The 23,551-nt window shown below is 42.6% G+C and carries 18 protein-coding genes, 1 pseudogene and 1 riboswitch; of the genes and pseudogenes, 5 read left to right on the forward strand and 14 right to left on the reverse strand.

Features of this window, described 5'->3' with window-relative positions:
* The first annotated feature begins 316 nt into the window (after positions 1–316).
* Positions 317–1,183 carry a YihY/virulence factor BrkB family protein gene (locus ACFVSH_RS00980; protein ID WP_387601915.1) on the forward strand — a complete coding sequence of 289 codons (867 nt, stop codon included), beginning with the start codon at positions 317–319 and terminating at the stop codon, positions 1,181–1,183.
* A 61-nt stretch (positions 1,184–1,244) separates the two neighbouring features.
* Here the strand turns inward: ACFVSH_RS00980 and ACFVSH_RS00985 are convergent, their stop codons facing one another.
* The 4 genes and pseudogenes from ACFVSH_RS00985 to ribE all read right to left on the reverse strand — a co-directional run bounded on the left by ACFVSH_RS00985 (position 1,245) and on the right by ribE (position 4,531).
* Positions 1,245–2,411 carry a DHH family phosphoesterase gene (locus ACFVSH_RS00985; protein WP_387601912.1) on the reverse strand — a complete coding sequence of 389 codons (1,167 nt, stop codon included), beginning with the start codon at positions 2,409–2,411 and terminating at the stop codon, positions 1,245–1,247.
* Positions 2,412–2,685: 274 nt separating this feature from the next.
* Positions 2,686–3,156 (reverse strand): 6,7-dimethyl-8-ribityllumazine synthase, encoded by a 471-nt coding sequence (ribH, locus tag ACFVSH_RS00990; protein ID WP_048685088.1) that lies wholly within the window; start codon positions 3,154–3,156, stop codon positions 2,686–2,688.
* Positions 3,157–3,235: 79 nt separating this feature from the next.
* Positions 3,236–3,874, reverse strand: a pseudogene (gene ribB / locus ACFVSH_RS00995) (3,4-dihydroxy-2-butanone-4-phosphate synthase); the annotation flags it as partial.
* 18 nt (positions 3,875–3,892) lie between these two features.
* Positions 3,893–4,531, reverse strand: coding sequence for a riboflavin synthase (gene ribE, locus ACFVSH_RS01000; RefSeq protein WP_387601910.1), 639 nt, complete (start codon positions 4,529–4,531; stop codon positions 3,893–3,895).
* 146 nt (positions 4,532–4,677) lie between these two features.
* Positions 4,678–4,808, reverse strand: a riboswitch (FMN riboswitch).
* A gap of 154 nt (positions 4,809–4,962) precedes the next feature.
* On the opposite strand from ribE, the gene ACFVSH_RS01005 reads away from it, so the two are divergent.
* Positions 4,963–5,742: a TspO/MBR family protein gene (locus ACFVSH_RS01005; RefSeq protein ID WP_387704382.1), complete on the forward strand. Its 780-nt coding sequence runs from the start codon at positions 4,963–4,965 to the stop codon at positions 5,740–5,742.
* Between the two features lie 13 nt (positions 5,743–5,755).
* On the opposite strand, the gene megL is transcribed toward ACFVSH_RS01005, so the two are convergent.
* The 4 genes from megL to putP all read right to left on the reverse strand — a co-directional run bounded on the left by megL (position 5,756) and on the right by putP (position 11,371).
* Entirely contained in the window at positions 5,756–6,931 is a 1,176-nt protein-coding gene (gene megL, locus ACFVSH_RS01010) for a methionine gamma-lyase (RefSeq protein WP_387704384.1), read from the reverse strand.
* Positions 6,932–7,278: 347 nt separating this feature from the next.
* The gene (locus tag ACFVSH_RS01015; protein WP_387601902.1) at positions 7,279–8,415 is read right to left on the reverse strand and encodes a DEAD/DEAH box helicase; all 1,137 of its coding nucleotides are present in this window, start codon (positions 8,413–8,415) and stop codon (positions 7,279–7,281) included.
* Between the two features lie 47 nt (positions 8,416–8,462).
* Complete coding sequence (locus tag ACFVSH_RS01020; RefSeq protein ID WP_387704386.1) at positions 8,463–9,650, reverse strand: ATP-binding protein; 1,188 nt, start codon at positions 9,648–9,650, stop codon at positions 8,463–8,465.
* A 251-nt stretch (positions 9,651–9,901) separates the two neighbouring features.
* Positions 9,902–11,371 carry a sodium/proline symporter PutP gene (gene putP, locus ACFVSH_RS01025; protein WP_387601896.1) on the reverse strand — a complete coding sequence of 490 codons (1,470 nt, stop codon included), beginning with the start codon at positions 11,369–11,371 and terminating at the stop codon, positions 9,902–9,904.
* Positions 11,372–11,527: 156 nt separating this feature from the next.
* Here putP and ACFVSH_RS01030 point away from each other — a divergent pair, with 156 nt between their 5' ends.
* Complete coding sequence (locus tag ACFVSH_RS01030; RefSeq protein ID WP_387704388.1) at positions 11,528–13,576, forward strand: molybdopterin oxidoreductase family protein; 2,049 nt, start codon at positions 11,528–11,530, stop codon at positions 13,574–13,576.
* 205 nt (positions 13,577–13,781) lie between these two features.
* Here the strand turns inward: ACFVSH_RS01030 and ACFVSH_RS01035 are convergent, their stop codons facing one another.
* From ACFVSH_RS01035 to ACFVSH_RS01045, 3 genes are all read right to left on the reverse strand, one after another.
* Positions 13,782–15,302 carry an aldehyde dehydrogenase family protein gene (locus ACFVSH_RS01035; RefSeq protein WP_387601890.1) on the reverse strand — a complete coding sequence of 507 codons (1,521 nt, stop codon included), beginning with the start codon at positions 15,300–15,302 and terminating at the stop codon, positions 13,782–13,784.
* A 249-nt stretch (positions 15,303–15,551) separates the two neighbouring features.
* Positions 15,552–16,985 (reverse strand): aldehyde dehydrogenase family protein, encoded by a 1,434-nt coding sequence (locus ACFVSH_RS01040; RefSeq protein WP_387704410.1) that lies wholly within the window; start codon positions 16,983–16,985, stop codon positions 15,552–15,554.
* 18 nt (positions 16,986–17,003) lie between these two features.
* Complete coding sequence (locus ACFVSH_RS01045; RefSeq protein WP_192207744.1) at positions 17,004–18,329, reverse strand: aminotransferase family protein; 1,326 nt, start codon at positions 18,327–18,329, stop codon at positions 17,004–17,006.
* A 368-nt stretch (positions 18,330–18,697) separates the two neighbouring features.
* On the opposite strand from ACFVSH_RS01045, the gene rpoN reads away from it, so the two are divergent.
* A complete protein-coding gene (rpoN, locus tag ACFVSH_RS01050; protein ID WP_387704390.1) occupies positions 18,698–20,059 on the forward strand; it encodes an RNA polymerase factor sigma-54 in 1,362 nt (453 codons plus the stop codon).
* A gap of 171 nt (positions 20,060–20,230) precedes the next feature.
* Here the strand turns inward: rpoN and bluB are convergent, their stop codons facing one another.
* Together bluB and ACFVSH_RS01060 are read right to left on the reverse strand one after the other, a co-directional pair.
* Positions 20,231–20,872, reverse strand: coding sequence for a 5,6-dimethylbenzimidazole synthase (gene bluB, locus ACFVSH_RS01055; RefSeq protein WP_387704392.1), 642 nt, complete (start codon positions 20,870–20,872; stop codon positions 20,231–20,233).
* Positions 20,873–20,966: 94 nt separating this feature from the next.
* Positions 20,967–21,572: a uridine kinase family protein gene (locus tag ACFVSH_RS01060; RefSeq protein WP_387601884.1), complete on the reverse strand. Its 606-nt coding sequence runs from the start codon at positions 21,570–21,572 to the stop codon at positions 20,967–20,969.
* Positions 21,573–21,639: 67 nt separating this feature from the next.
* On the opposite strand from ACFVSH_RS01060, the gene ACFVSH_RS01065 reads away from it, so the two are divergent.
* Positions 21,640–21,792, forward strand: a complete 153-nt coding sequence (locus ACFVSH_RS01065) for a hypothetical protein (protein ID WP_387601881.1) — start codon at positions 21,640–21,642, stop codon at positions 21,790–21,792.
* A gap of 47 nt (positions 21,793–21,839) precedes the next feature.
* On the opposite strand, the gene dacB is transcribed toward ACFVSH_RS01065, so the two are convergent.
* Positions 21,840–23,261 carry a D-alanyl-D-alanine carboxypeptidase/D-alanyl-D-alanine endopeptidase gene (dacB, locus tag ACFVSH_RS01070; protein ID WP_483878284.1) on the reverse strand — a complete coding sequence of 474 codons (1,422 nt, stop codon included), beginning with the start codon at positions 23,259–23,261 and terminating at the stop codon, positions 21,840–21,842.
* Positions 23,262–23,551: the final 290 nt, after the last annotated feature.

Genomic DNA, 23,551 nt, shown 5'->3' on the forward strand with positions numbered 1-23,551 from the left:
GTATCAACAGCACCTATTTACAGTTAATTGTAAAACCTTCCAAAAAAGAGTGTCATAAAAATAGGCTAAGGTTGATCATCCTTGGATTGCCATTTCTTCAGCTCCATCATTTTCGATTTTGCACTTTACTGGTGCATTTAAAATAGATTTTCCTCTCCCCAAATTTGTTTTTGGTTATTATGAGGTTATGTCATTATCACAGCTTCCACTAGTGCGTCGATTAGAACTTTCAATTTCTTTTGTTTTGAGGATTAACTTACATGACCAGAGGGAAAAGAAGAGATAACCTAAGTAACTATTCAGGAGTGATGCCCCGATGAATAAGTCGATAAAATTTTCAAAGAAACTGATTAAAGAAATAAAGGAAGATCGTGTAACCGGGCTGGCGGCAGAACAAGCTTATTACTATTTACTGGCACTATTTCCTTTGCTCATTTTACTTCTGTCCATATTACCTTATCTGAACATCGATATTCAGACAGCCCTTGACACGATAAAAACCTTCATGCCTGCGGAAACGATGGATGTCATCGAGAAAAATATCATCAACATATTATCTGAACGGAACGGCGGCTTACTGACTTTTGGTTTCCTTGGGACCATTTGGTCGGCTTCCAACGGAATGAATGCGTTCATCCATTCCATGAATATCGCCTATGATGTAGAAGAAACAAGGAACTTCATCAAAGCCCGCATCATTTCCATTGTATTGACATTAGGCCTGGTTGTAGCATTCATCGTCATGTTGGGTCTTCCCGTCTTCGGAAAAGTCATCATCGATTTATTACAGCAGGTCATTCCGATCCCTGAAGAAACGCAAATATTATTCAGCTTATTACGGTGGGTCATCGCGGTTGTGGTCATCTCACTTGTCCTGGCCTTTTTATATCGCTTTGCACCGAATAAAAGTTTTCCCATTAAACATGTCATCCCAGGGGCAGTGACCGCAACTGTACTTTGGCTGGGAATATCACTTGGATTTTCATTCTATGTCAGTAACTTTGCCAACTACTCTTCCACTTACGGCAGTTTGGGAGGCGTGATCATCTTGATGCTATGGCTGTATTTGAGTGGTCTGATTTTTGTGATCGGCGGAGAAATCAATGCAATTCTACATCGCCAAAATTCAATTCCGAAAAAACGGTCCCGCACGATCGTTCATCCTGTCCCGCTTAAAAGGTAAAGCATGAATGACAATGGAAGATTGAAAAGCGGCTGTCCCATTCGGACAGCCGCTTTCTTATTCAACCTTTATTGACGAACTCTTCATACCTTTCATCATGGGCCAGCCATGCAGCGTGTTTCCGCTTCATGTATTTTTCCGCTTCCGCAAAAGAATCGAATGTTTTTTTCTGTTGTTTTCCGTTGATTTCAACAATCCATTCCTCTTCTTCATCTTCATAGATGAATATGTCCTGTTTGTCTCTCGTTGAATATAGGCAACCCTCTGGTGACTCCTTTACATTCAATTGATTCTTATGTGCGTCTCGTTTAAGGGGCTCAGCATGGAAGGTCTTTTCGACATATTGGCTATATGCCTTTTCGGACATGGTGCAACCGGCGGCTTTTTGGTGACCGCCCCCATCGTACTTGCCGGCAACCTCAGAAACATCTATATCATCGTGGATTGTCCGGAAGCTGATTCTCTTACTTCCTACCATCAGAATGGCTATATAATCCAGATGCGAGAACTCTTTCGACAGTTCATTACCCAATTCCGAGTGGTATGACTCTGCATGGACCACACCAGCTGTATGGGGACCGACCGTAGCCTGATAGACTTCTCTTTTTTTCCTGTTTATGTACCGATCTACTCGACTCTCTTCAACATTAAGAAGGGTTTGCTCCACTTCGTCAAAAGTAAAGCTTTCAGCCGTGGACAGCTTATTTGCGATTTTCATTTCGAATTCCTCTATCGGAATCATGAAAAACAGGTCATTCAATCGTTTTGCCGTTGTATTTTTATTGACTTCCCATTCCCAAGTATCGTATTGACGAACCAATTCAACGAATTCAGCGACAATGCTTGAGGGTTCCAGCAATTTATTATCAACTGCGTACTGATAGAATAGAGATGTCGCTGCCGTCTGTTTACCATCTTCTTGTTCGACAGTTACAGATGCCCAATCATGTTCGTTCAAATGCAGTGCTGACTTATGATGATCAATCAGCAGTGCCTTGCCTCCATCTTCCACAAACTGAGTAATCATTTTCTCGTTATCTTCATCAACCGATAGATCAGTTACAATCAATGTATCTTCAATCTTAGCCTGCTCAAGAAATGCTCCTACATTCTGGTTAAGGCGCCCAATTGAATTATAACTAACCACTACTTCTTCTCCGAATGCCAGCTTAGCTACAATGCCGCAGCCGACTCCATCTAAATCATTATGTGTAAAGAGATGGTACACACAAACCCCTCCTAATAACTAATAAAATTACTTTTCCCTAAAGTCATGAATTTCAATTGCAATCTTTACAATTGTAGCATAATCATATCCGCATATTTTATCATGCTTCCATTACGTGATGCTTTTGTTCGTTTTTTTTTTTGAAATTTCCTAATGGTTCTTTATTTTCCATGATTTATACCTAAAAATACATTACTCTGAAATCGAGGTATTTCCAACGGACAATTAAAAAAAGCCACAGGAATGTTATTCCCTGCGGCTTCCTTATGTGAAATCATTGTTCTATTAATTTTCCAAGGTTAGCCATTTCAATGGCGCTAACCGCAGCTTCATATCCTTTATTACCTGATTTTGTTCCTGCACGTTCAATGGCTTGTTCAATATTCTCAGTTGTCAGCAAACCGAAGATAACCGGTACACCTGTTTCCAATGAAACGGAAGCCATGCCTTTAGCTGCTTCGTTGCAGACATAATCATAATGTGAAGTGGCACCTCTGATTACCGTTCCAAGACCGATTACAGCATCATATTTACCTGTATTCACAAGCTTCTTAGCTATTAACGGAAGTTCAAAAGCACCCGGGACCCACGCGATGTCAACATCATTCTCATCAACGCCATGACGCTTAAGGCCATCCAATGCCCCTCCTAAAAGCTTGCTAGTTATAAACTCATTAAATCTTCCTACCACGATTCCGACTTTCAATCCTGATCCGATTAATTGTGCTTCAATAGTTTTCCCCATGTCCAATTCCTCCTAATTTTAAAAAACAATATCATTTTTTTCACGTTAAGATTTAATTTCTAATAATCATTCAAGCTTTAGGAATGTTCAGTTCAAGTTCCTGTTTCCCAATTGAATCATTTTGTTCAAGATACCGAATCAAATCGGCTATCGTAATGAATTTCAGGTTAAATTTATCAGCGATGACTTCTAAATCGGATACGCGGGCCATTGATCCATCTTCATTCATGATTTCACAAATGACACCAGCTGGAGCGGCACCGCATAACTTCGCCAAGTCCACCGATGCCTCCGTATGTCCTGCCCTTCTTAATACGCCGCCTTTTTTAGCGACTATCGGAAAAGTGTGACCAGGCCTTTGGAAATCTTCAGCGACAGAATCTTCATTTAGAAGTTCAAGGATGGTCAAGGACCGTTCAAAAGCACTGATTCCTGTAGAGGTGCTTTTATGATCGACACTTACCGTAAAAGCAGTGCCATGATGATCGGTATTTTCACCTACCATAGGATGCAGCTTCAATTTCGCTGCCAGTTCTTCAGTGATGGTGGTACAAATCAAACCACGTCCATGGGTCGCCATGAAATTAATCGCTTCCGGTGTCGCCCTTTCGGCCAACACTACAAAATCCCCTTCATTTTCACGGTCTTCATCATCGGATACGATTACTACCTTGCCAGCCTTCAAATCTTCTATTGCCTCTTCTATTGTATGGAACATCATTACACCGCCCTTTTATTAGAATCCATGCTCTGCCAAAAACTCTAAATTCAGTCCTGGTTTCGGATTGCCATTTTTCATTTGATGTATTATATATTTCCCTATCATGTCGTTTTCGATGTTAACGATATCGCCAGCCGCTTTTTGTCCCAATATGGTGTCCTGATGAGTCAATGGAATCAGTGATACAGTCAAAAGGTTCCTTTCGATCCCAAATATCGTCAAGCTTGTTCCATCAATGGCCACGGAACCTTTTGGAATGCAGAAGGTACTAAGCCCTTCATCCAATTGGATTACATAATATACGGCATTTTCTTTCCGTTCTTTTTTTATGATCGTTCCGGTTCCGTCGATATGACCTGAAACAAAATGACCTCCAAACCTCCCCTGTGCACTCATTGCTCGTTCGAGATTAACAGGTGATCCCAATTTCAATGTCCGGATCGTGGACGCTTTGACCGTTTCCGGCATCACGTCGACCGTAAACAAACTTTTCGTGAAGGATGTTACCGTTAAGCAGACCCCGTTGACTGAAATACTATCCCCCAGTTGCACATCTTCAAGGACTTTTTCAGAACGAATCGATAACTCCATACTGCTTTTTCCTTTTTTTAAGGAATGCACGGTACCGATATCCTCAATGATTCCCGTAAACATGTTTTTCCCCCTTTTATAAAATATAAAAAACCCCTTAGGATGACCTAAGGAGTTAGCAGGAGAAATGAGTGAAAAAAATTGTATACCTAAAAAGCCTAATATTTTCATTTTCAAAAAATTAGGCATACGTATACACTTGGGTTCCACACGTCCTTCTCCCATCCAGACTGTACTGTCGGCTTTGGAATCTCACCAAATCCTGCCTTTATCAGGCTCGCGGGCTTAGAATTTCTTCATCACCGCCGGTTGGGATTTTCACCCGACCCCGAAGGACTAAAAAAATATGAATCTTTGAACATTTTATCACCATAAAGTGAAGATGTAAAATTTCTAACCTTAAATGGTTCCATTGTTACAGGAACTTCCTCTTTTTATGGAAAAATCTCTCCAAGTACTCCCGATGTGCTCCGAAAAGGTTAACCAGGCTGAATATGTGGAATAAGGTTAGAAGGATCACAATTCATACAAGGAGGAAGCCGATTATTATTTCCATCATTAACTTGATTTTCTATCTATTCGTCGTCACGATGAATTTTTTAGCCAATTTCTTGCCATTGAACGGCCAAACATCAGGAGAGATTTCCGATAAACTTGATGTCCTTTTCACTCCTGCCGGTTATGTATTTTCCATATGGGGCTTGATCTATTTCCTGCTCGCCATCTGGGTATTCAGGCAGTTTTTAAGTAAACATCAAAACAGCCCTGCATATAAGGCATCCTCTCCTTGGTTTGCTTTAAGCTGTGTCTTGAATGGCGCTTGGCTTTTGGCTTGGCACTATGAACGCTTTTTGTTATCCGTATTCATTATCATTGCTCTATTGGCTACTTTAATGGTCATTTATACAAGAATGAAAAAAGTCGAGCATGTTGCTTTTGACCTATTTCCGTTTTCCGTATATACGGGCTGGGTAAGTGTTGCAACCATAGCTGACATTTCTTATTACCTCACCTATATCAAATGGGACGGTTTTGGGGCTTCCCGTATAACCTGGACGATCGTCCTGCTGATTGCAGCAACAGCCTTGGCCTTTTTCTTTGCAGGTAAAAACCGGGATTGGTGCTATCCTCTCGTATTCGTTTGGGCATTCATAGGCATCGGGATACGAAATAGCGACGCCTATCCGATAATCACAGACATTTCTTATATCCTAGCTGCCATCACTTTTATCGTATCCATCACCAACTTCATTCAAAATAGGAGGAACAAATAAGGTATATGTTACCCTAAAATGCTTGCTGAAGATCTTGCCAGATATCCTCCCAAGCCTCAAGGCCAACTGAGAGACGGACCAGCTGGTCACTGATGCCCATTTGTTCCCGTGAATCTTCAGGAACGGCAGAGTGCGTCATGGTAGCGGGATGCTGGATCAATGTTTCGGCATCACCTAGACTTACGGCAATTTTGATAAGTTTCAATTTATTGAGGAATTCCTGTGCATCCTGTTTTGTGCCATGCAGTTCGAAAGTGATAAGGCCGCCGCCATGTTTCATTTGTTTTTGCATTATATAATGATCCGGTGAAGCTACATCACCTGGATAATATACCTTTTTCACCTTTGAATGTTTCTTAAGTTCTTGAAAGACTGCCATTGCATTGGCCGAATGACGGTCCATCCTGACAGGCAAGGTCTTCAGCCCCCGTAATAGTAACCAGGCATCGAATGGTGAAATGATTCCACCGATATCCTTCTGTGTAGTCCCGGCTACTTGATTCATGAATTCCTTCTTACCGACGACAAGGCCTGCAACGACATCACCATGCCCGCAAAGATATTTCGTAGCGCTATGAAGGACGATATCACAGCCATATTCAAGCGGTCTCTGTAGGTAGGGAGTCGCAAACGTATTATCGACAACGACCGTCACATCATATTCCTTCGCAACTCTCACCACCATCTGTAAGTCAATCATTTTCATCGTCGGATTGATAGGGGTTTCCACATATATGCAGGTCGTTTCCGGCCGGATCATTTTCCTTACCTGTTCTTCTGAATCCATTTCACAAAAATCATGTGTGATGCGGTATTTATTTTTCATTAGCTGCAGGAGGCCAAATGTACAACCATATAGCCCCTGTGAGCACAGGATGTGGTCATCTGTTTTTGTTAACGCAAAAAGCACTGCTGAAACGGCAGCCATGCCTGAACCGAAAGCAAGGCCAGCTTCCCCTCCTTCCAAAGCGGCAATCTTTTCTTCAAGTACTTGTACCGTTGGATTTCCAAGGCGAGAATAAATATATCCATCTTCCATACCGGCAAAACGCCTTTCCCCTTGCTCGGCATTTTCGAAAGTGAATGTTGAGGTTTGGAATAAGGGAGTTGCCAAGCTTCCTAAATGCTTCTTCGAGTCATATCCTTCATGGATGACTGCCGTTTCAAACTGTTTATACTTTCCTGTCATACCGTCTCCTCCTAACCTATGTCTATTGCTATCATATGTCAAAAAACCATATAAAGGAAGCGTTTTCATTCATGTTTATCCCCCATTAATGAACTCCTGAATTTAGAATCATTTCCCAATTCAATTTTTATAGTATCAAATGCTTTGAGGTGATAATATCCTGATCTTTATTGGATCATTTCTTTTTGAACTGCACTTTTGCCGAGGCAGCCATCGTTCAATTTGATTCAGCAATAACAGGCACTTTTCTACAGGGAATTCTGCACAATGAGCAACTTTTAAATTTTTATATCTTAACGGGCATTTACAAAAAAAAGACAGCCGCCATGGCCGTCCCTTTTTTTGTATCATTCATCGACTACGATGTTTCCACCATAGAAGGTTACTCTCGTTAATGGAATCTCCAGTTCACGGGCCATTTTTTTCAACTCTCGCTCTTCTCTTTCCGTTACGATTGAAATAACAGTGCCATCTGCACCTGCACGACCAGTTCTCCCAGATCTATGGATATATTGTTCGATGTTGTCGGCCATATCAATATGAACGACCGCAGTAAGACCTTTAATATCAAGCCCCCTTGCCGCTACATCCGTTGCTATCAGCATTGGGGATTTTCCCGAACGAAGCTTCCGCAACGCTTTCTCCCTGTCGACTTTATTGGATTCACCATGAAGAACACCCATTTCAATACCTTTATAGCTCAGCTTTTCATGTAGGACGCTCAGCTCCGCTATATCATTCAGGAATGCAAGGGCCTTCACATCTTTAATTCTTGTGATTTTCTCGAGAATCTTGGACTTTTCCCGTCTCTCAACAACAAAGTAAAGATGGTCCACCTTTGATTCCATTTTTTCATGCTTATCGACCTTGATCATTTCGGGTTCATTCATGAATCCCCGGGCCGCTTTTTCCGTTTCCTCCGGCAAGGTCGCTGAAAATACCATGATTTGTCGATCTTTTAGCGTTGTTTTGATAATATTATTGATCGTTCCCATATGCTCTGGAGTGATCAATTGGTCACCTTCATCAAGTACTATCGTCTTAACTTCATGCATCTTCAATTTCTTTTGGGCAATCAATTCGTAAATACGCCCCGGTGTTCCAGCAATCACCTGGGGACGCTTCTTCAGTTTGTCCAACTGCCTTTTCACATTAGCACCGCCGATGAATGCTGCACCCGTAATGCCGCTTCCCTCTGACCAAATGCGAATCTCTTCATTGATTTGCATGACCAGTTCTCGTGATGATGCCAAAATCAAAGCTTGGGGCGATTTCTTTTCAGGGTCTACCTTTTCTAGCAATGGCAGTAAATATGCTAATGTTTTTCCCGTACCAGTCGGTGATTCGGCCAAGATGTCTTTTCCCTCGACAATCACCGGAATCGCTTTCGTTTGAATCGGGGTAAGTTGCCCGAATCCGGACTTTTTCCAGACCTCTTGTATATATGCTTTTCTATCGTTCACTAATTCAGGTAATTCGCTCATATCTTTCTCCTTTAAAATATAACTTTTCCTATCTTTCATAGTACCATTTATTCTTGTCCAGTAGCCAATGGAATACGAATTGTAACCGTCGTCCCTTTGTTTACCTCACTTTCAAAATGCATTTCCCCGTGAAGCCGATGAACGATTTTCCGGCAAATTGCTAGCCCGATCCCTGTGCCCTTTTCTTTCGTCGAATAAAAAGGCTCACCAATCCGTTCAAGACGCTCGGGCACCATTCCCATGCCATTATCACTCACGCTGACCATTGCTTGTCCATCGACGGTTTGCAGTGATATATCAATTTTCCCATTATCCTCAATCGCTTCAATGCTGTTCTTGACGATATTGATTATCAACTGTTTAATTTCAATTGGATCAGCCATAATATAAATCGGTTCGGCGGTTTTAACCCTGAACCCCATTTCGATATTATTCAAATTCGTTTCCGCTTTCATCAACGTGAATACCTGTTGTAAACTGTCGGCAAGATCGATCCTGCGGAATGCTACATCCTGTTTCTTCCCAAGAATCAAAAGTTCACTTGAGATAATATTAATTCGGTCAATTTCCTTCAACATGATATCAGAATGCAGCGGGTTCACCTCCTGCGTCATATCCATTAACTGTACGAAACCTTTTAACGATGTCAGGGGATTCCGTATCTCATGTGCGACTGCTGCTGCCAGATGCCCGATTACAGATAGCTTTTCAGACATGATCATCAATTCCTCTTCGCGCCGCAATTCAGTAATATCCCGAACGATTGCATATACTCCAAGCATTTCCGCGTGAACGATGATCGGTAAAAAGGTTACACGGATTATCCGCTCTTCATCACTGCCATTCTGGATGGTCGTTTCGAATTTTACAGCCTCCCCTTGAAGGGACCGTTTAAAGAATACAGATACTTTATCACTTTCATTCCAGTTGAGGAGATGATTCGCATTCTTGCCTTTCAAGTTGTCACTGTTATGACCTAATAGTTTTTCAGCTTCAGGGTTTATCGAAACGACATTTCCTTCGAGATCCAGCTCAAGGACACAATCCGGGTTATGCTTGAACAGCGACCGATACTGTTCATCCTTCAGAACGAATTCCTGTTGGGACCTCAACATTTTCCCCGTCCAATACCTGATAATGAAGTATAGGATAAGTCCGGTTATGAAAATGAACATCCACCCTTTCGAATGTTGAAACATTGCATATCTCTGAACATCTGCCCTTGACTGTGTCATAGAGATGTAATCCGTAACGAAAATCCATAAGACCCCAATGATTATATATATAAAAGCCACTTTACATGCAATTTTATGAGATTGGTTCATATTTTTTCCTTTGTATTGTTTTTTGGTTTATTATTCCCAAATCACTCAAAAAAAGCCCTCATGTTTTCAACATAAGGACTCTATCGGTATTGTACCATATATATTACATTCATTGTTTTATATAGCTAAAAAAACAGCACCATTTTAACGACCTTCAATGATCAAGAGAGGTTCTTAATGGCTTGATTGAATTCTTCTTCTATATCTTTTGTAGGCTTGGCCGATAATAAGCTGAAAACGACTACCGCTATTGAACCAGCGATGAAACCAGGAATGATTTCGTATACTTCAGCGAACTTATCGATCATATCCCAGATGATCACGGTTGCCGTACCGACAATCATTCCCGCCAGGGCTCCCCATTTCGTCATCCGTTTCCAGTACAGGCTTAACAGAATGACAGGACCGAAGGCCGCTCCAAAGCCAGCCCATGCATAACCCACCAATTTAAGGATCGTGCCGCTTGGATTAAAAGCCAATAATAGGGCAATGGCGGAAATCGCCAACACGCCAAACCGGCCTACCAGCACTAATTCCTTATCAGATGCATTCGGCCGAATGAACTGCTTATAGAAATCATCGGTCAGAGCACTTGCCGATACTAACAGCTGTGATGCAATCGTACTCATGACCGCTGCTAAAATAGCAGCCAACAAGAAGCCTGTAATTAAAGAAGGAAACAGTTCTTTAGATAAAATGATGAAGACGGACTCAGCATTTTTTTCCCCTAAAGGGCTATTTGCAAGGTTAAAATAAGCTATCCCCACCAATCCGGTGAACATCGCTCCGACGATAGCAAAAATCATCCAGCCCATACCGATCCGGCGTGCACTTTTCAATTCTTTAACAGATGAAACCGCCATGAATCGAACGATAATATGAGGCTGCCCGAAATAACCAAGCCCCCATGCCAGAAGAGATATGATTCCAATGGTTGATGTTCCTTCAAAGACATGCAATAAATTCGGGTTGATCGATTTTATTTCATTGAAGGTAGGGTCCCAGCCACCAATATTTACAATCGTGACAACTGGTACTAGAATTAAGGCAATGAACATGATTGTACCTTGTACGAAGTCGGTCCAGCTAACAGCCAGGAATCCGCCAAATAATGTATAAAGTATAACAACGCTCGCCGTCAGCCAGATGCCCCACCGATAATCCAAATTGAAAGCGGAGCGGAAAAGCTCACCGCCCGCTACCATGCCTGAGGATGTGTAAAAGGTGAAGAAAATTAAAATGACAGATGCTGATACCACTTTTAAGACCCTTGAGCCATCTTTAAACCGATTTCCCAAAAAGTCCGGAATCGTAATCGAATTGCCGGCCACTTCCGTGTATGTCCGAAGTCTTGGTGCCACGAATAACCAGTTTAAATAAGATCCTGTACACAGGCCGATGACAATCCAGCCAGCACTTAACCCGCTTATGTACATAGCACCGGGAAGACCCATCAACAGCCAGCCGCTCATATCGGAAGCCCCTGCACTCAATGCAGTTACAGCCGGGCCCAAGTTCCGGCCCCCAAGCATGTAATCGGTTAAGTTGGCCGTTTTCCGATAAGCAAAATAACCAATTAACAGCATGCCTGCCATGTATATTCCAATTGATATTATAATTCCATAATCCAAAAATGAATCCTCCTATTTATAGGTTAATTTTCATCTTGTAAGCTTATCAGAAAAAAAAACATATGTTAAGAAGTTCTTGCACCTTTGATCGATTTCACTTTCAATATAATTAAGAAAATTCATTTTATTAGATTAAATTATTAGGAGGAATACGCCATGCAATCCTATATCAATCAGCCAGATGGAGTCTTTCCCTCTGTTTGCTCTCTAGACTGTCCTGATCAATGCGGTTTACTGTTGCACAAAAAAGACGGGAAAATCATTAAAGTTCAAGGAGATCCTGATCATCCAGTCACAAAAGGGAATATTTGCAACAAAGTCCGAAACATGACTGCCCGCCTATATGACCCCAATCGCTTAAAACAGCCATTAAAGCGCATCGGTCCGAAAGGAGAAGGGAATTTTGCTCCAATCAGCTGGGAAGAGGCCATTGACACAATCACTTCCAAATGGAAAGGCCTGATTGAAATGCACGGACCGGAAAGCATACTTCCCTACAGCTTTTACGGAAACATGGGCAACCTCAGCGCCGAGGGGATGGATCGCCGTTTTTTCCACAAACTCGGTGCAAGCATGCTCGAGCGTTCCATTTGTAACGCGGCAGGCTCAGTCGGATACAACTATACAATGGGTGGTTCATTCGGCATCGATCCAGAAGAAACGATTCATACAAAGCTTTTCATCATGTGGGGCATTAACGCTGTGAGCACAAATATGCACCAAGTAACGCTTGCCCAGCAAGCCCGAAAAAACGGGGCCAAAGTAGTTGTCATTGACGTACATAAAAACCAAACCGGCAAGTGGGCAGATTGGTTCATTCCGATTCTGCCTGGCACAGATAGTGCGCTCGCCCTCGGATTAATGCATATACTATATGCCGAGAATCTAGTCGACCAGCCCTTTCTCGATGAATACACAGTGGGTGCTGCCGAATTGCGGGAACACGTCCGCCAATATGACCCTGCAACCGTCTCTGCTATCACTGGCGTTCCAATTGAAGACTTATATGAATTAGCCAGGATGTATGGCGCCACAAGTCCATCATTCGTTCGGATAGGCAATGGCCTGCAGCACCATGACAATGGCGGCATGGCGGTACGTACCATTGCCTGCCTACCTGCACTTACCGGCCAATGGATGGCCGAAGGCGGCGGAGCCATCAAAGGAAATTCTGGATATCTGGCTTTTAATACAAATGCCTTGAGACGTCCTGATTTATTGCATAATAAAGCTACCCGGACCATTAATATGAACCAAATCGGTCAAGCACTTCTGGAAAAAGAAAACCCGATTCGCTCCATGTTTGTATACGGATCCAACCCAGCACTTGTCGCTCCGAATGCTAATAAGGTGCAGGAAGGCCTAATGCGGGAAGATCTATTTACAGTTGTACATGATTTATTCTTAACCGAAACGGCCATGTTTGCCGACCTCGTCCTCCCTGCCACATCATCTTATGAAACGGAGGATTTTTATAATTCATACTGGCATAATTACGTGCAAATACAAAAACCTGTAGTCGAAAAATATGGCGAGTCGAAATCGAATGTTGAACTGTTCAAACTGTTAGCTGCTGGAATGGGATTTGGGGAACAAGCATTTAGGGATTCAGAGGAAGATATGATACGTCAGGCGCTGGATTTTTCCGAAAACCCTCATTTAGAAGGCATCACCTATGACTCCCTTTCAAGGAATCAATTTGTCAAAGCCAAGATGCAGCCGATGTTCCCAGGAAAACTCCCGACACCAAGCGGTAAAATCGAACTTTATTCCGAACGGATGAAGCAGGATGGATACGAGCCTTTGCCAACATATACTCCAATCATAAAAGACAGCGACCTGCCATTTTTATTCATTCCGGCACCTAATCACAATTTCTTGAATTCAACCTTTTCAAATAATGCCAAACATATCTCCTTGGAAAAGGAACCGAAGCTGCACATGAATGCCGCCGATGCCAAAACAATGGGAATATCCTCTGGAGATATGGTTAAAATCTGGAACGGTCGCGGTGAATGTTTGCTTACCGCTGCTCCCGGTGAAAATGTGTTACCCGGCGTTCTTGTCAGCCAAGGCTTGTGGCAGAATACGCCTGAAACAAAACAGCACATCAATTCCCTTACCCCAGATCGTCTCTCAGATATGGGTAATGGCGCCGTTTTCTTTTCAGGACGGGTTGATCTTGAAAAAGTCCACCAAAAGTAAATCAATGTAAGCAATCTTTGAATATATCTGCGTTTTCCGGAGTCATATCTGCACTTTCTGATATTTATCTGACTTTCCGGAGTTATATCTTCGATTTTTGATATTTATCTGCACTTTCCGGAGTTATATCTTCGATTTTTGATATTTATCTGCGATTCCACAAAAAAAGGCTGTTCCACAAGGAACAGCCTTTTCGTCAAGCCATTTATTCTTCATCAAACCAGCCTGTTGGCTGGATATCCAAGTTGTTATTGATTTGCTTCACTTCAGTGTAAGCTTCGTAACCGAAAGTTCCCAGTTCGCGTCCATTTCCGCTTTGCTTGAATCCTCCCCACGGAGCTTCGTTATAAGTCGGATGATATGAGTTTATCCACGTGATGCCGGCACGCACTTTTTTAATGACACGGTACGCTTTTGCAATATCATTCGTGAACACCGCTCCCGCTAAACCATATTTCGTATCATTTGCCAGTCGAAGTGCTTCCGCTTCATCCTTGAACTTTTGAACGACAAGCACCGGTCCAAAAATTTCTTCCTGCACAATCCGCATGTCCGGTGTCGTATCAACAAAAATTGTAGGTTCGACAAAGTAACCTTTTTCCAAGCCTTCTTCTTTCATTCGATTTCCACCGACGATTATTTTGGCACCTTCTTCTTTTCCGATTTGGATATACGATAATATTTTGTTCATATGGGCTTCTGAAACGATAGGTCCCATCTGGCTGCTTTCATCAGAACCTGAACCTACTTTGATCTTTTTCGCCTTCGCAGTAAGACTTGCGATGAACTGATCGTAAATGGACTCTTCCAACAGTAAACGAGAACCTGCTGAACACACTTGTCCTTGATTACAGAATATCCCGTATAGAGCATAATCAACGGCCGTCTCAAAGTCAGAGTCCGCAAATACGATATTAGGCGATTTCCCGCCGAGCTCCAATGTCACTTTCTTTAGGTTACCCAGTGAAGCCTCCATGATCTTACGTCCTGTTGCCGTTCCTCCTGTAAAGGCCACTTTATCGATTTCCTCATGTTCGGCAATGGCTTGTCCGACAACTGGTCCCGCTCCTAACACAAGGTTTGCGACACCTTTTGGCAATCCGACTTCATCCATGATTTCGAATAGTTTGACCGCTGTCACAGGAGTGATCTCAGATGGTTTGAACACAACTGAATTTCCTGCAGCAAGCGCCGGGGCGAGTTTCCACGCTGACATCATTAGCGGAAAATTCCAAGGTACGATCTGCCCGCATACACCGATCGGTTCCCTTACGACCATCGCTTGCTGACCGTCAGGAACTTCAAAAGTTTGACCGGTCGGTTTAGTAGCCAATCCTGCATAATATCTAAAACAGGCTGCTGAATCTGCTATATCATAACGAGCCTCACGCAATGGTTTCCCATTATCCAATGTTTCCAACGCAGCTAATTCTTCAGCTTTTTCTTCTATTTTGTCGGCTATTTTGAATAAAATGCGAGCTCTTTCCACCGCAGGAGTTCCCCACCAACCACCTTCATAGAAAGCATATTTTGCTGCCTCGACCGCTGCATCCACATCTTCCTGTGTTCCTTCCGCAGCTTTGGCAATAATTTCCCCCGTAGCCGGATTCAATACGTCCCTCTTCTCCCCTGAAGTCGAATTCACCCATTCCCCATTGATGAACATCTTTAAGTCCAGTGCTCCCGTTCCTTCTTTTTTCGTGTTATTTTGCAAAGTTTCCTGCATGTAAATTCCTCCTCGGTTTTAAGTTATCAACCTATATATAAGATATGAGCAAGATTCATGCCAGCTTGAAATAATAGGTAACACACGTTTTTTTTACTCTTTCCTGTCTCATTTAAATTCAATCGTGAATTACCTATTCATTTTTGCATAACATATGAGCACTCCTTCATCTTAACCTCTTTCAAGATTCATAGAAAAATAAGCCTCAGCTCAAAAAAAGAGATGAGCAGCTGCTCACCTCTTTTCTGATTAATTTCGGTTAATAATGATCAGTTTCATTTCCGTCATTTCTTCAATGGCATATTTTAACCCTTCGCGGCCCGTCCCGCTTTTTTTGACTCCGCCATACGGCATGTTGTCGACGCGGTAAGTTGGGATATCGTTAATGATAACACCGCCTACTTCCAATTTTTCTGCGGCAGAAAGAGCCAGATTGATATTTTCCGTGTAAATCCCGGCCTGCAATCCGAACTCGGAATCGTTGACCAAGTCAATCGCTTCCTCAACAGAAGAAACCTTATTGATCAAAACAATGGGAGCGAATACTTCCTGGCAAGATACCTTAAGCATTGCATCCACTTCCAGCAACACAGTCGGATGCAGGATATTCCCTTCAGATTTACCTCCTGCAGCAACGATTGCACCGTGTTGTTTAGCTTCACTAATCCAATCCAGGCTTCGCTGTACATCACCAGCACTGATTAATGCCGAAATATCCACAGACGGGTCCAAAGAATCTCCTAGTTTCAAGCCATTCGTTGCTTCTATGAATTTTTTGACGAACTCATCATATACCTCTTCATGAACATATGCGCGCTGTAAGGAAATACAGACCTGCCCTTGAAAAGCGAATGCTGCCGATACACAGCGTTGGATGATTTTATCGATATCGATCCCTTTATCAACGATGACAGCCGCATTCGAACCTAGTTCAAGACTCACTTTCTTTAATCCTGCCTTATTTCGGATTCCGATTCCGACGGCCGGACTTCCAGTAAATGAAATGCTCTTCACCCGTGAATCGGTGACTAATTTATCACCAATAACCGAACCGCTTCCGGTAACTAAATTAAACGCACCTGCCGGCAAATCCGTTTCGGCTAATAGTTCAGCAAGAAATAGCGAAGATAGCGGTGTTTGGCTCGCAGGTTTCAGGACAAGTGTATTTCCGGCAGCAATGGCCGGGCCTACTTTATGGGCAACCAGGTTCATCGGAAAATTAAAAGGGGTAATCGCACCCACAACGCCTAGAGGCTCACGGACTGTGTATCCTATCCTTCCTTCTCCGTCAGCTGTAGCATCCATCGTCAATGTTTCCCCATGAATCCTTTTTGCTTCCTCTGCTGCAAATTTATATGTGGCAATCGTCCGGGATACTTCAACCATTGCCGTTTTGATCGGTTTTGCTGCCTCTTTAGCAATAATTTCAGCTGCCTCATCTTTGCGGCTCTCCAAAAGGCTCGCAAGTTTTTCAAGTATTGCAGCGCGTTTATGACTAGGTAAAGCTGCCATTGTTTTTCTAGCTTGATAGGCTGATTCTATTGCCAACTCTACTTCTTCAAGGCTTGCAGAAGGAATCTCCGCCAGAACTTCCCCGCTATAGGGAGACTTTAGTGTCGTGAACTTTTCAGCTTCTTGCCATTTACCATTAATGAATAATTTCTTTTTCAGCGTTTCCGTCATGACCATCACTTTCACCTCTTATAAAATTTCTTTTTCGACAGCAGTAAATGTCTCATCAAGGATTTCAATTATTCTTTCGACTTCCGATTTAGTAATGATTAAAGGCGGTGCGAATACGAGTGTATCTTGGTCAAACGTAACAGACCGGCAAATCAAACCATTCTTCGCCGCTTCAGCAACCAGTCTTGGAGCAAGCTGTGTCTCAAAGCCTTCGCCTGTTTGTTTGTCCTTTACGATGGAGATGCCTCCAATTAATCCAAGTGCCCTGACATCACCAATAATCGGGTGTTTGCTTTGAAGCTTCTTAAAGCCGGCAAGCAACTCTTCACCACGCTGTTTCGAGTTTTCTATCAAGTTTTCACGTTCAATTATTTCAATATTTTTCAAAGCAACCGCACATGCCATAGGATGGCCACTGTAGGTGTAGCCGTGTAAAAGGGTACCTTTTGAAAGGGCAATGAAATCCTGATGCATCTTATCATTCAGGACGACCCCGCCTAACTGTGCATATCCGCTCGTCACACCTTTTGCGAAGCACATCATATCAGGTACAACACCAAAGTGTTCTATCCCAAAATAAGTCCCTGTTCTTCCGAAACCTGTAATGACTTCATCCGTCACCATTAAAATGCCGTATTCATTACAAATCTCCCTTACTTCCTTAAAATAGCCTTCTGGAGGAAGGTTCACGCCACCAGCACCTTGAATCGGTTCAGCAATAAATGCTGCAATCGTTTCCGGCCCTTCCTGTTCTATGACCTTACGCAACTCCTCAATGGAAGAACCGTCCACATGGTAAAAATCCGGTGCGATTGAATTCGTGAAGTCTCGGAACGGCTTCAGGCCAGTCGCACTTGTAGCTCCCATTGCCACTCCATGATAGGATTTCGAGCGGGAAATGATTTTTTGACGATTAGGCTGCCCTTTCAAAAGCCAGTAATGACGAGCAAGTTTAATGGCCGTATCATTCGACTCCGATCCACCTGAAGTGAAGAAAACCGCATTCAGATCCCCAGGAGCAATGGAAGCGATCTTGGCCGCCAACCGGATTGCCGGCTCATTGCTGAAAGTGGCGAAACTTGAGGTGAAAGCTAGCTTCGTCATTTGTTCCTTCGCGACTTCAGCCAACTCTTCTTGTCCATGTCCGATATTCACATTCCAAAGTGAAGCCATGCCATCAATGACAGTCCTGCCCGTGACATCCGTAAGATATATTCCCTTCCCTTCCTTAAAGATGAAACTTGGACCATCTGCCTGCTGTTGCTCGATTGCCGTAGTCGGATGAATAAAATGCTTTTTATCCAAATCGATTAATTCCTGAATACCCGTCGTTTCTTTTATCATGTAAAAAACACCCTTCTCTTGTAGTGGATTTTTTCAAACTAGTTTATTTTTTATTTATATATTTAGATATAGCAAGATGCATGCCAAATTATATGTGCCTTATATTAAAGGTATTCAAGTTAAAACGATTCATATATAAATCATTAGGAGGTTGCTTTGATTCACATATAAATCATTCGATTCATATTCGAATCACCTAACGCCCATTCATTAGAATAAATACTAAATTACCTGTCCCCTAGTTGATGTTATAAAACCTGACACAAAATGTTGAATTTTCGGAAGATTTGTATTATTATCATGTTAATATTTTTCCATCCCTTTTGAGCCGCCATGTTAGTTAATCTAAACGAAAGAAGTTGATATATATGCAGGTAGGATTTGAACTGTACCAAAAACAAACCTTGAAATTGTCATTAACCCCTGAATTACAGCAATCGATAAAGATCCTTCAATATTCGACCCATGAACTAATAGATTTCCTAAACCGGCAGGCTTACGAAAATCCCGTTCTCGAAATAAGATTTGAAGACCCCCTCGCATCACTTTCTGAATCCAGCATTCGTATACCTAAAATAAATTCTCTGAAACGGTCCTCTAAAAGTAAAAGTTTCAACGGAGACAATGATTACAACCCTATCAACAATTATTCAATCAACACAGAAACACTGGAAAGCCATTTGCTGGAACAATTGAGTTTACTAAGTTCGTTGAAAGCAATTGAAAGGAAGGTTCTCCAATTTTTAATTGGAAACTTAAATGAATATGGGTTTCTTGAATTGGATGCCAATTGGACTGCCTCGCATTTTTCCGTGTCCGTCGAAGAAATAGAAAAAATGATTCAAGTTTTGCAATCCCTTGACCCGATTGGAGTCGGGGCTAAAGATCTGACCGATTGCTTACTCATTCAGCTGCGTGAGCATGAGAGTCGCAATGAACTGGCGTATAAGATCGTTAGAAAGCACTTAACGGACATAGCAGAAAAACGCTACAGAAAAATTGCCGCCCTATACAAAGTGACCATTCAGGAAGTGCAAGAAGCGGCGGATTTCATCCGTAGGTTAAACCCGCGTCCCGTCAGTCACTTTTCCAATGACTTGACTCATTACATCATTCCGGACGTTTACGTGGAAAAAGAAAAAGAAGGTTTTCTGATAACGGTCAATGATAGCTGCACACCTAAGCTTTCCATCAGTCCTTTCTACAAGGACCACATCGCTCTGAATCCTGTCAATCCAGCTAAAGATTATATAAAAGGGCACATAAATGATGCCCAATTACTTTTAAAAGGGCTCGAACAAAGGCAAATGACTCTTTACAAAGTGGCAGCAACAATAGTGGACCAGCAGCAAGAGTTTTTCATGAAGGGAATTACGGGGTTAAAACCTATGACACTGAAAGACATTTCGGAAAAACTTCAGGTTCATGAATCAACAATCAGCAGGGCGACGAGCAATAAATATATCCAGACGCCGCATGGACTCTTTAAACTTAGGAACTTCTTTACTAGAGGGTTAAACCGCGTGAACAGCCCAGCAGCCGAATCAACGACCACCATCAAAGAAAAAATAAAGGTCCTGATTGCCGCTGAAGATAAGATAAAGCCTTTTTCAGATCAGAAGCTTTGTCAAATATTCGAAAATGAAGGGATGAAGATCTCCCGCCGCACTATTGCAAAATACCGTGAAGATCTCGGTATACCGGGATCTTCAAAACGGCGCAGATTTTAAAATCAAACCAAATTTTGTGTCCATATTACGGAATGACGCATTTTAAAAGACTCTTACAAAAGATGTATCCATCGTAAGGGTCCTCTATTTTCCACTGCTTCATTTCTGTTTTTTGTAAAAACTCTCAACAAAAAACCCCAAAGACAGGGGCTGGAATCATAATATATCGTTTTATTTATTACCCCATTTATCTATGAAAATAAGTTCATCCATCGGCCTTCTTTTTTCCCAATTAGCAAGTTCAAGAATGGGTTTATCCGGATATTGATCCGTATAGCCAATCGACAGGAGTGCGACGGGTTCTACATGCGGCGGAATCTCCAAAATATCACGAATATCATTTTTCTTATAAAAGCTTACCCATCCCATTGCCAATCCTTCCGCACAGGCAGCCAGCCACATATTTTGAATCGCGCAGGCTGTGGATAGGATATCCGTTTCCGGAATGGAATTCCTCCCTAAAACATGGGAGCCGCCCCGTGTCGGGTCGCATGTAACACAAATGGTGTAAGGTGCTTCTTTTAACCCTTCCACTTTCAAACTAAGAAACTTATTTTCTTTATCGCCTTCATAATGAATGGCGAGTGCCCTTCTTTCTTTATCCGCTGCCCATGCTAAACTGTTCTTGGTTTCCTGAGATGAAATCACGATGAAACTCCAAGGTTGCATGAATCCCACAGACGGCGCATGATGTGCAGCATCCAAAATTCTGCGGAGTATATCCTTTGAAATGGGCTTAGGCAAAAAACTCCTGATATCCCTTCGATTATAAATGGCTTTATATACGGCAGCTTGTTCTTCATTAGTAAACATAGTTCCCCCCCAAGTTTCCGGCATTATCTAAACATACATATAATTTTACAGGTAAACCCTTACAATTAAAAGCGAGTTCCAGAAATCCACGGATTCAGCTCGTTCCGTCCACAACAAGATCCGCTCTTTCTTGAGGCCTTTGCGCACCCACATAAAGGTCTTCATGCATCATCCAATTATCCTCCCACATTTGCCGCGTTTCTTCACCATCCCGCTCAAGCCCCCGTTTCAAACGCTGATCACGGGGACATTCCACCCAAATCGTGAAATCATGGTACCCTGCCAATTCTTTACGGATGGAATATGTTCCTTCTATAATAACAAGGCCTTCAGCAGGAACATCATGCCATTCTGCCAAAGTGTCTGTTTCCCAATCATACCTTTGATACCTTGCTTCCCGTTCATTTGTAAGCGGTTTCAGAATTTGATTAAACACCCGCTCCCAATCATAATCCGCACCAATCTGCTTTTGGGATGGAGGCAGTTGGAACCTATCCGGTGATGGCAAATAAAAATCGTCCATATGAACGACCGCGCTACCCGGACACTCAGCTTGGATACGGGAAGCAAGTGTACTTTTTCCAGATCCGCCCCGTCCGTCTATGGCCAATATATATGGAGATCGTTTATTGGAAATTTCGTGAATTTCAGCTATAAGACTGCTAATTGTATACTGTCCAGCAAGTGTTGGAAAATTCATGAGCATTCCTCCTATACTACTTATTTCTATTCATCCTCCCTCAAATTCCTTCCTTGAGAGGATTAAAATGAAAAAAACTAGAAGGAGGTGCTGGCAATGTTATCGAATGACCATTGAATTGAATCCGCCATTCGGATTTACGATCGAAGCCGATATCGAGTCAGCAATAAAATGGCTCATCGGCTATATGCTGCCAATTCGGATTTGCCGAAGAAAATGAATGGGCAGATGACGATCCGTTTCTAGACTTTGTTTTCCAAATGGATACTAAAGGCCAATCCCCAACCGGATTTCTTTTTCTGCGAGCATCACGGCTATCTTATCCTGGATTGCCGTAATGCCTTTTTCTTCTACGAAATTATTCAAGATGATCGAAAATATGACTTTTTCCCCTCCTTTGGTCGTAACATAACCTGATAAGGAGCTCGTTCCTGAAATCGTCCCTGTTTTAGCTCGAACATTCCCGGCTGCATAAGTCCCTTTCATCCTCTTCCTTAGCGTACCGCCCACCATCCGATTTTCGTCGCCTGCAATCGGCAAAGCGTTCAAGTATGCAGGAAACCACGTTTTTTCCTGTACGGCATACAACAGTTTCGTTATTTCATTCGCTGGAATCATATTGACTTGGGAAATTCCAGATCCATCACGCATCATGATCGTTTGCATATCAAGACCCATACTCTTCAGCTGATTTCGAGCAACCTTCAAACCATCCTTCCAGCTTCCCTCTCCTTCTGCCTCTTTGCCCATTTCTTTCACCAAAACCTCGGCATGGCTGTTATTGCTCAATTTCATGAAAGGAATAAGCAGTTGTGAAAGCGGCATGGACCGATGAGTGGCAATCATGTCCGCTCCTACTGGCGTCTTCCCTCTTTTCCTTTTTCCCAACACTTTAATTCCATGTTTGTTCATTGAGTTTTCAAATAGGCTTAAGGCATATTCTGTGGGATCTTTCACCGAGATCCACTCTTTGGTCACCCCGGCATGCTCCGGAATGGTTCCGGTCACCGTAATGACTTGTGTGCCATGAGAGCGTTCGACTTCAATTTTCTTATTGCCATCTTCCGATTCGGTTTTTGTTTTGTTGATGACCTTCACATAATCCGTTTCCGGCTTCAGCTTCACTGTTGCCCTTTTACCAGCCTTTTTCCCTGGGGATATCTCCACGATGATGGTACCGGTATCGTAGTCTTCATTCGGGGAAGCTGTTAAAGCTGAAACGGGCGCCCCGTAATATTCCTGTTCATCGCTCCAAACTAAATCTTGGGAATAACGAACATCGTCATACCAAGAATCATCGCCTATAAGATCCCCATGAACCACCTTAACTTGTTTGTGCTTCAGTGAAGCTGCAAGCTCATCGAAATCCTTTTCCAATAAAGTCGGATCCCCTTTTCCCTTCAGGTACACATCGCCCTGCAGAACATGGCCAACTTGCACTCCTTTTATGTATAGTTCCGTTTGAAAAGCATGATCTTCCCCTAAAGTTTCCAGCGCAGCTGCTGCAGTCAATAGCTTAAGGTTCGAAGCAGGCCGTAATCTTGTTTGCGACCCCCGTTCATAAATCATTTCCCCCGTTTCAGCTGAACGGATGGAAATTCCCGTTAACGCGCCAGCCAATCCCGGCGATTCATCCAATATTTGTTGAATTTCCTGCCCTAGGTTTCCATCATCATTCGCAGCCTGCATCGATTCTCCATTAAAAAAACAGATCAAAAACAGGAAGAATATAAAACTCAACTTCCTTTTGTATGTCAAACCTATCACTCCCACTCTAAAAGCTCACCACTTCTATCTTGTCCAATTTACAGTCATATAAAAAGAAAAGATCCACTAGAAGTCTTTATTTATACATACTCAGGAAACTGGAGGATTATTCGGCCGCCACTCCACGGAACCGATAGGGACCCCCGACTTCATGATTTCTTGGCACAAAAGGATAATAGGGAACTTTCTTGTCGGCTAATCCGTATAAGTAT

Source organism: Peribacillus sp. NPDC058002, assembly GCF_042886655.1.
Classification (GTDB): domain Bacteria; phylum Bacillota; class Bacilli; order Bacillales; family DSM-1321; genus Peribacillus; species Peribacillus aracenensis.

What these genes read in the sequence shown, in the direction of transcription:
- ACFVSH_RS01065 (WP_387601881.1), top strand. Translation starts at nt 21,640, where the DNA reads ATGAAAAAAACTAGAAGGAGGTGCTGGCAATGTTATCGAATGACCATT.
- bluB (WP_387704392.1), bottom strand. Translation starts at nt 20,872, where the DNA reads ATGTTTACTAATGAAGAACAAGCTGCCGTATATAAAGCCATTTATAAT.
- ACFVSH_RS01005 (WP_387704382.1), top strand. Translation starts at nt 4,963, where the DNA reads ATGTGGAATAAGGTTAGAAGGATCACAATTCATACAAGGAGGAAGCCG.
- ACFVSH_RS01045 (WP_192207744.1), bottom strand. Translation starts at nt 18,329, where the DNA reads ATGATAAAAGAAACGACGGGTATTCAGGAATTAATCGATTTGGATAAA.
- dacB (WP_483878284.1), bottom strand. Translation starts at nt 23,261, where the DNA reads ATGCAGGCTGCGAATGATGATGGAAACCTAGGGCAGGAAATTCAACAA.
- ACFVSH_RS01060 (WP_387601884.1), bottom strand. Translation starts at nt 21,572, where the DNA reads ATGAATTTTCCAACACTTGCTGGACAGTATACAATTAGCAGTCTTATA.
- ribE (WP_387601910.1), bottom strand. Translation starts at nt 4,531, where the DNA reads ATGTTTACGGGAATCATTGAGGATATCGGTACCGTGCATTCCTTAAAA.
- ribH (WP_048685088.1), bottom strand. Translation starts at nt 3,156, where the DNA reads ATGGGGAAAACTATTGAAGCACAATTAATCGGATCAGGATTGAAAGTC.
- ACFVSH_RS01015 (WP_387601902.1), bottom strand. Translation starts at nt 8,415, where the DNA reads ATGAGCGAATTACCTGAATTAGTGAACGATAGAAAAGCATATATACAA.
- ACFVSH_RS01040 (WP_387704410.1), bottom strand. Translation starts at nt 16,985, where the DNA reads ATGACGGAAACGCTGAAAAAGAAATTATTCATTAATGGTAAATGGCAA.
- rpoN (WP_387704390.1), top strand. Translation starts at nt 18,698, where the DNA reads ATGCAGGTAGGATTTGAACTGTACCAAAAACAAACCTTGAAATTGTCA.
- megL (WP_387704384.1), bottom strand. Translation starts at nt 6,931, where the DNA reads ATGACAGGAAAGTATAAACAGTTTGAAACGGCAGTCATCCATGAAGGA.
- ACFVSH_RS01035 (WP_387601890.1), bottom strand. Translation starts at nt 15,302, where the DNA reads ATGCAGGAAACTTTGCAAAATAACACGAAAAAAGAAGGAACGGGAGCA.
- ACFVSH_RS01020 (WP_387704386.1), bottom strand. Translation starts at nt 9,650, where the DNA reads ATGACACAGTCAAGGGCAGATGTTCAGAGATATGCAATGTTTCAACAT.
- ACFVSH_RS01030 (WP_387704388.1), top strand. Translation starts at nt 11,528, where the DNA reads ATGCAATCCTATATCAATCAGCCAGATGGAGTCTTTCCCTCTGTTTGC.
- ACFVSH_RS00980 (WP_387601915.1), top strand. Translation starts at nt 317, where the DNA reads ATGAATAAGTCGATAAAATTTTCAAAGAAACTGATTAAAGAAATAAAG.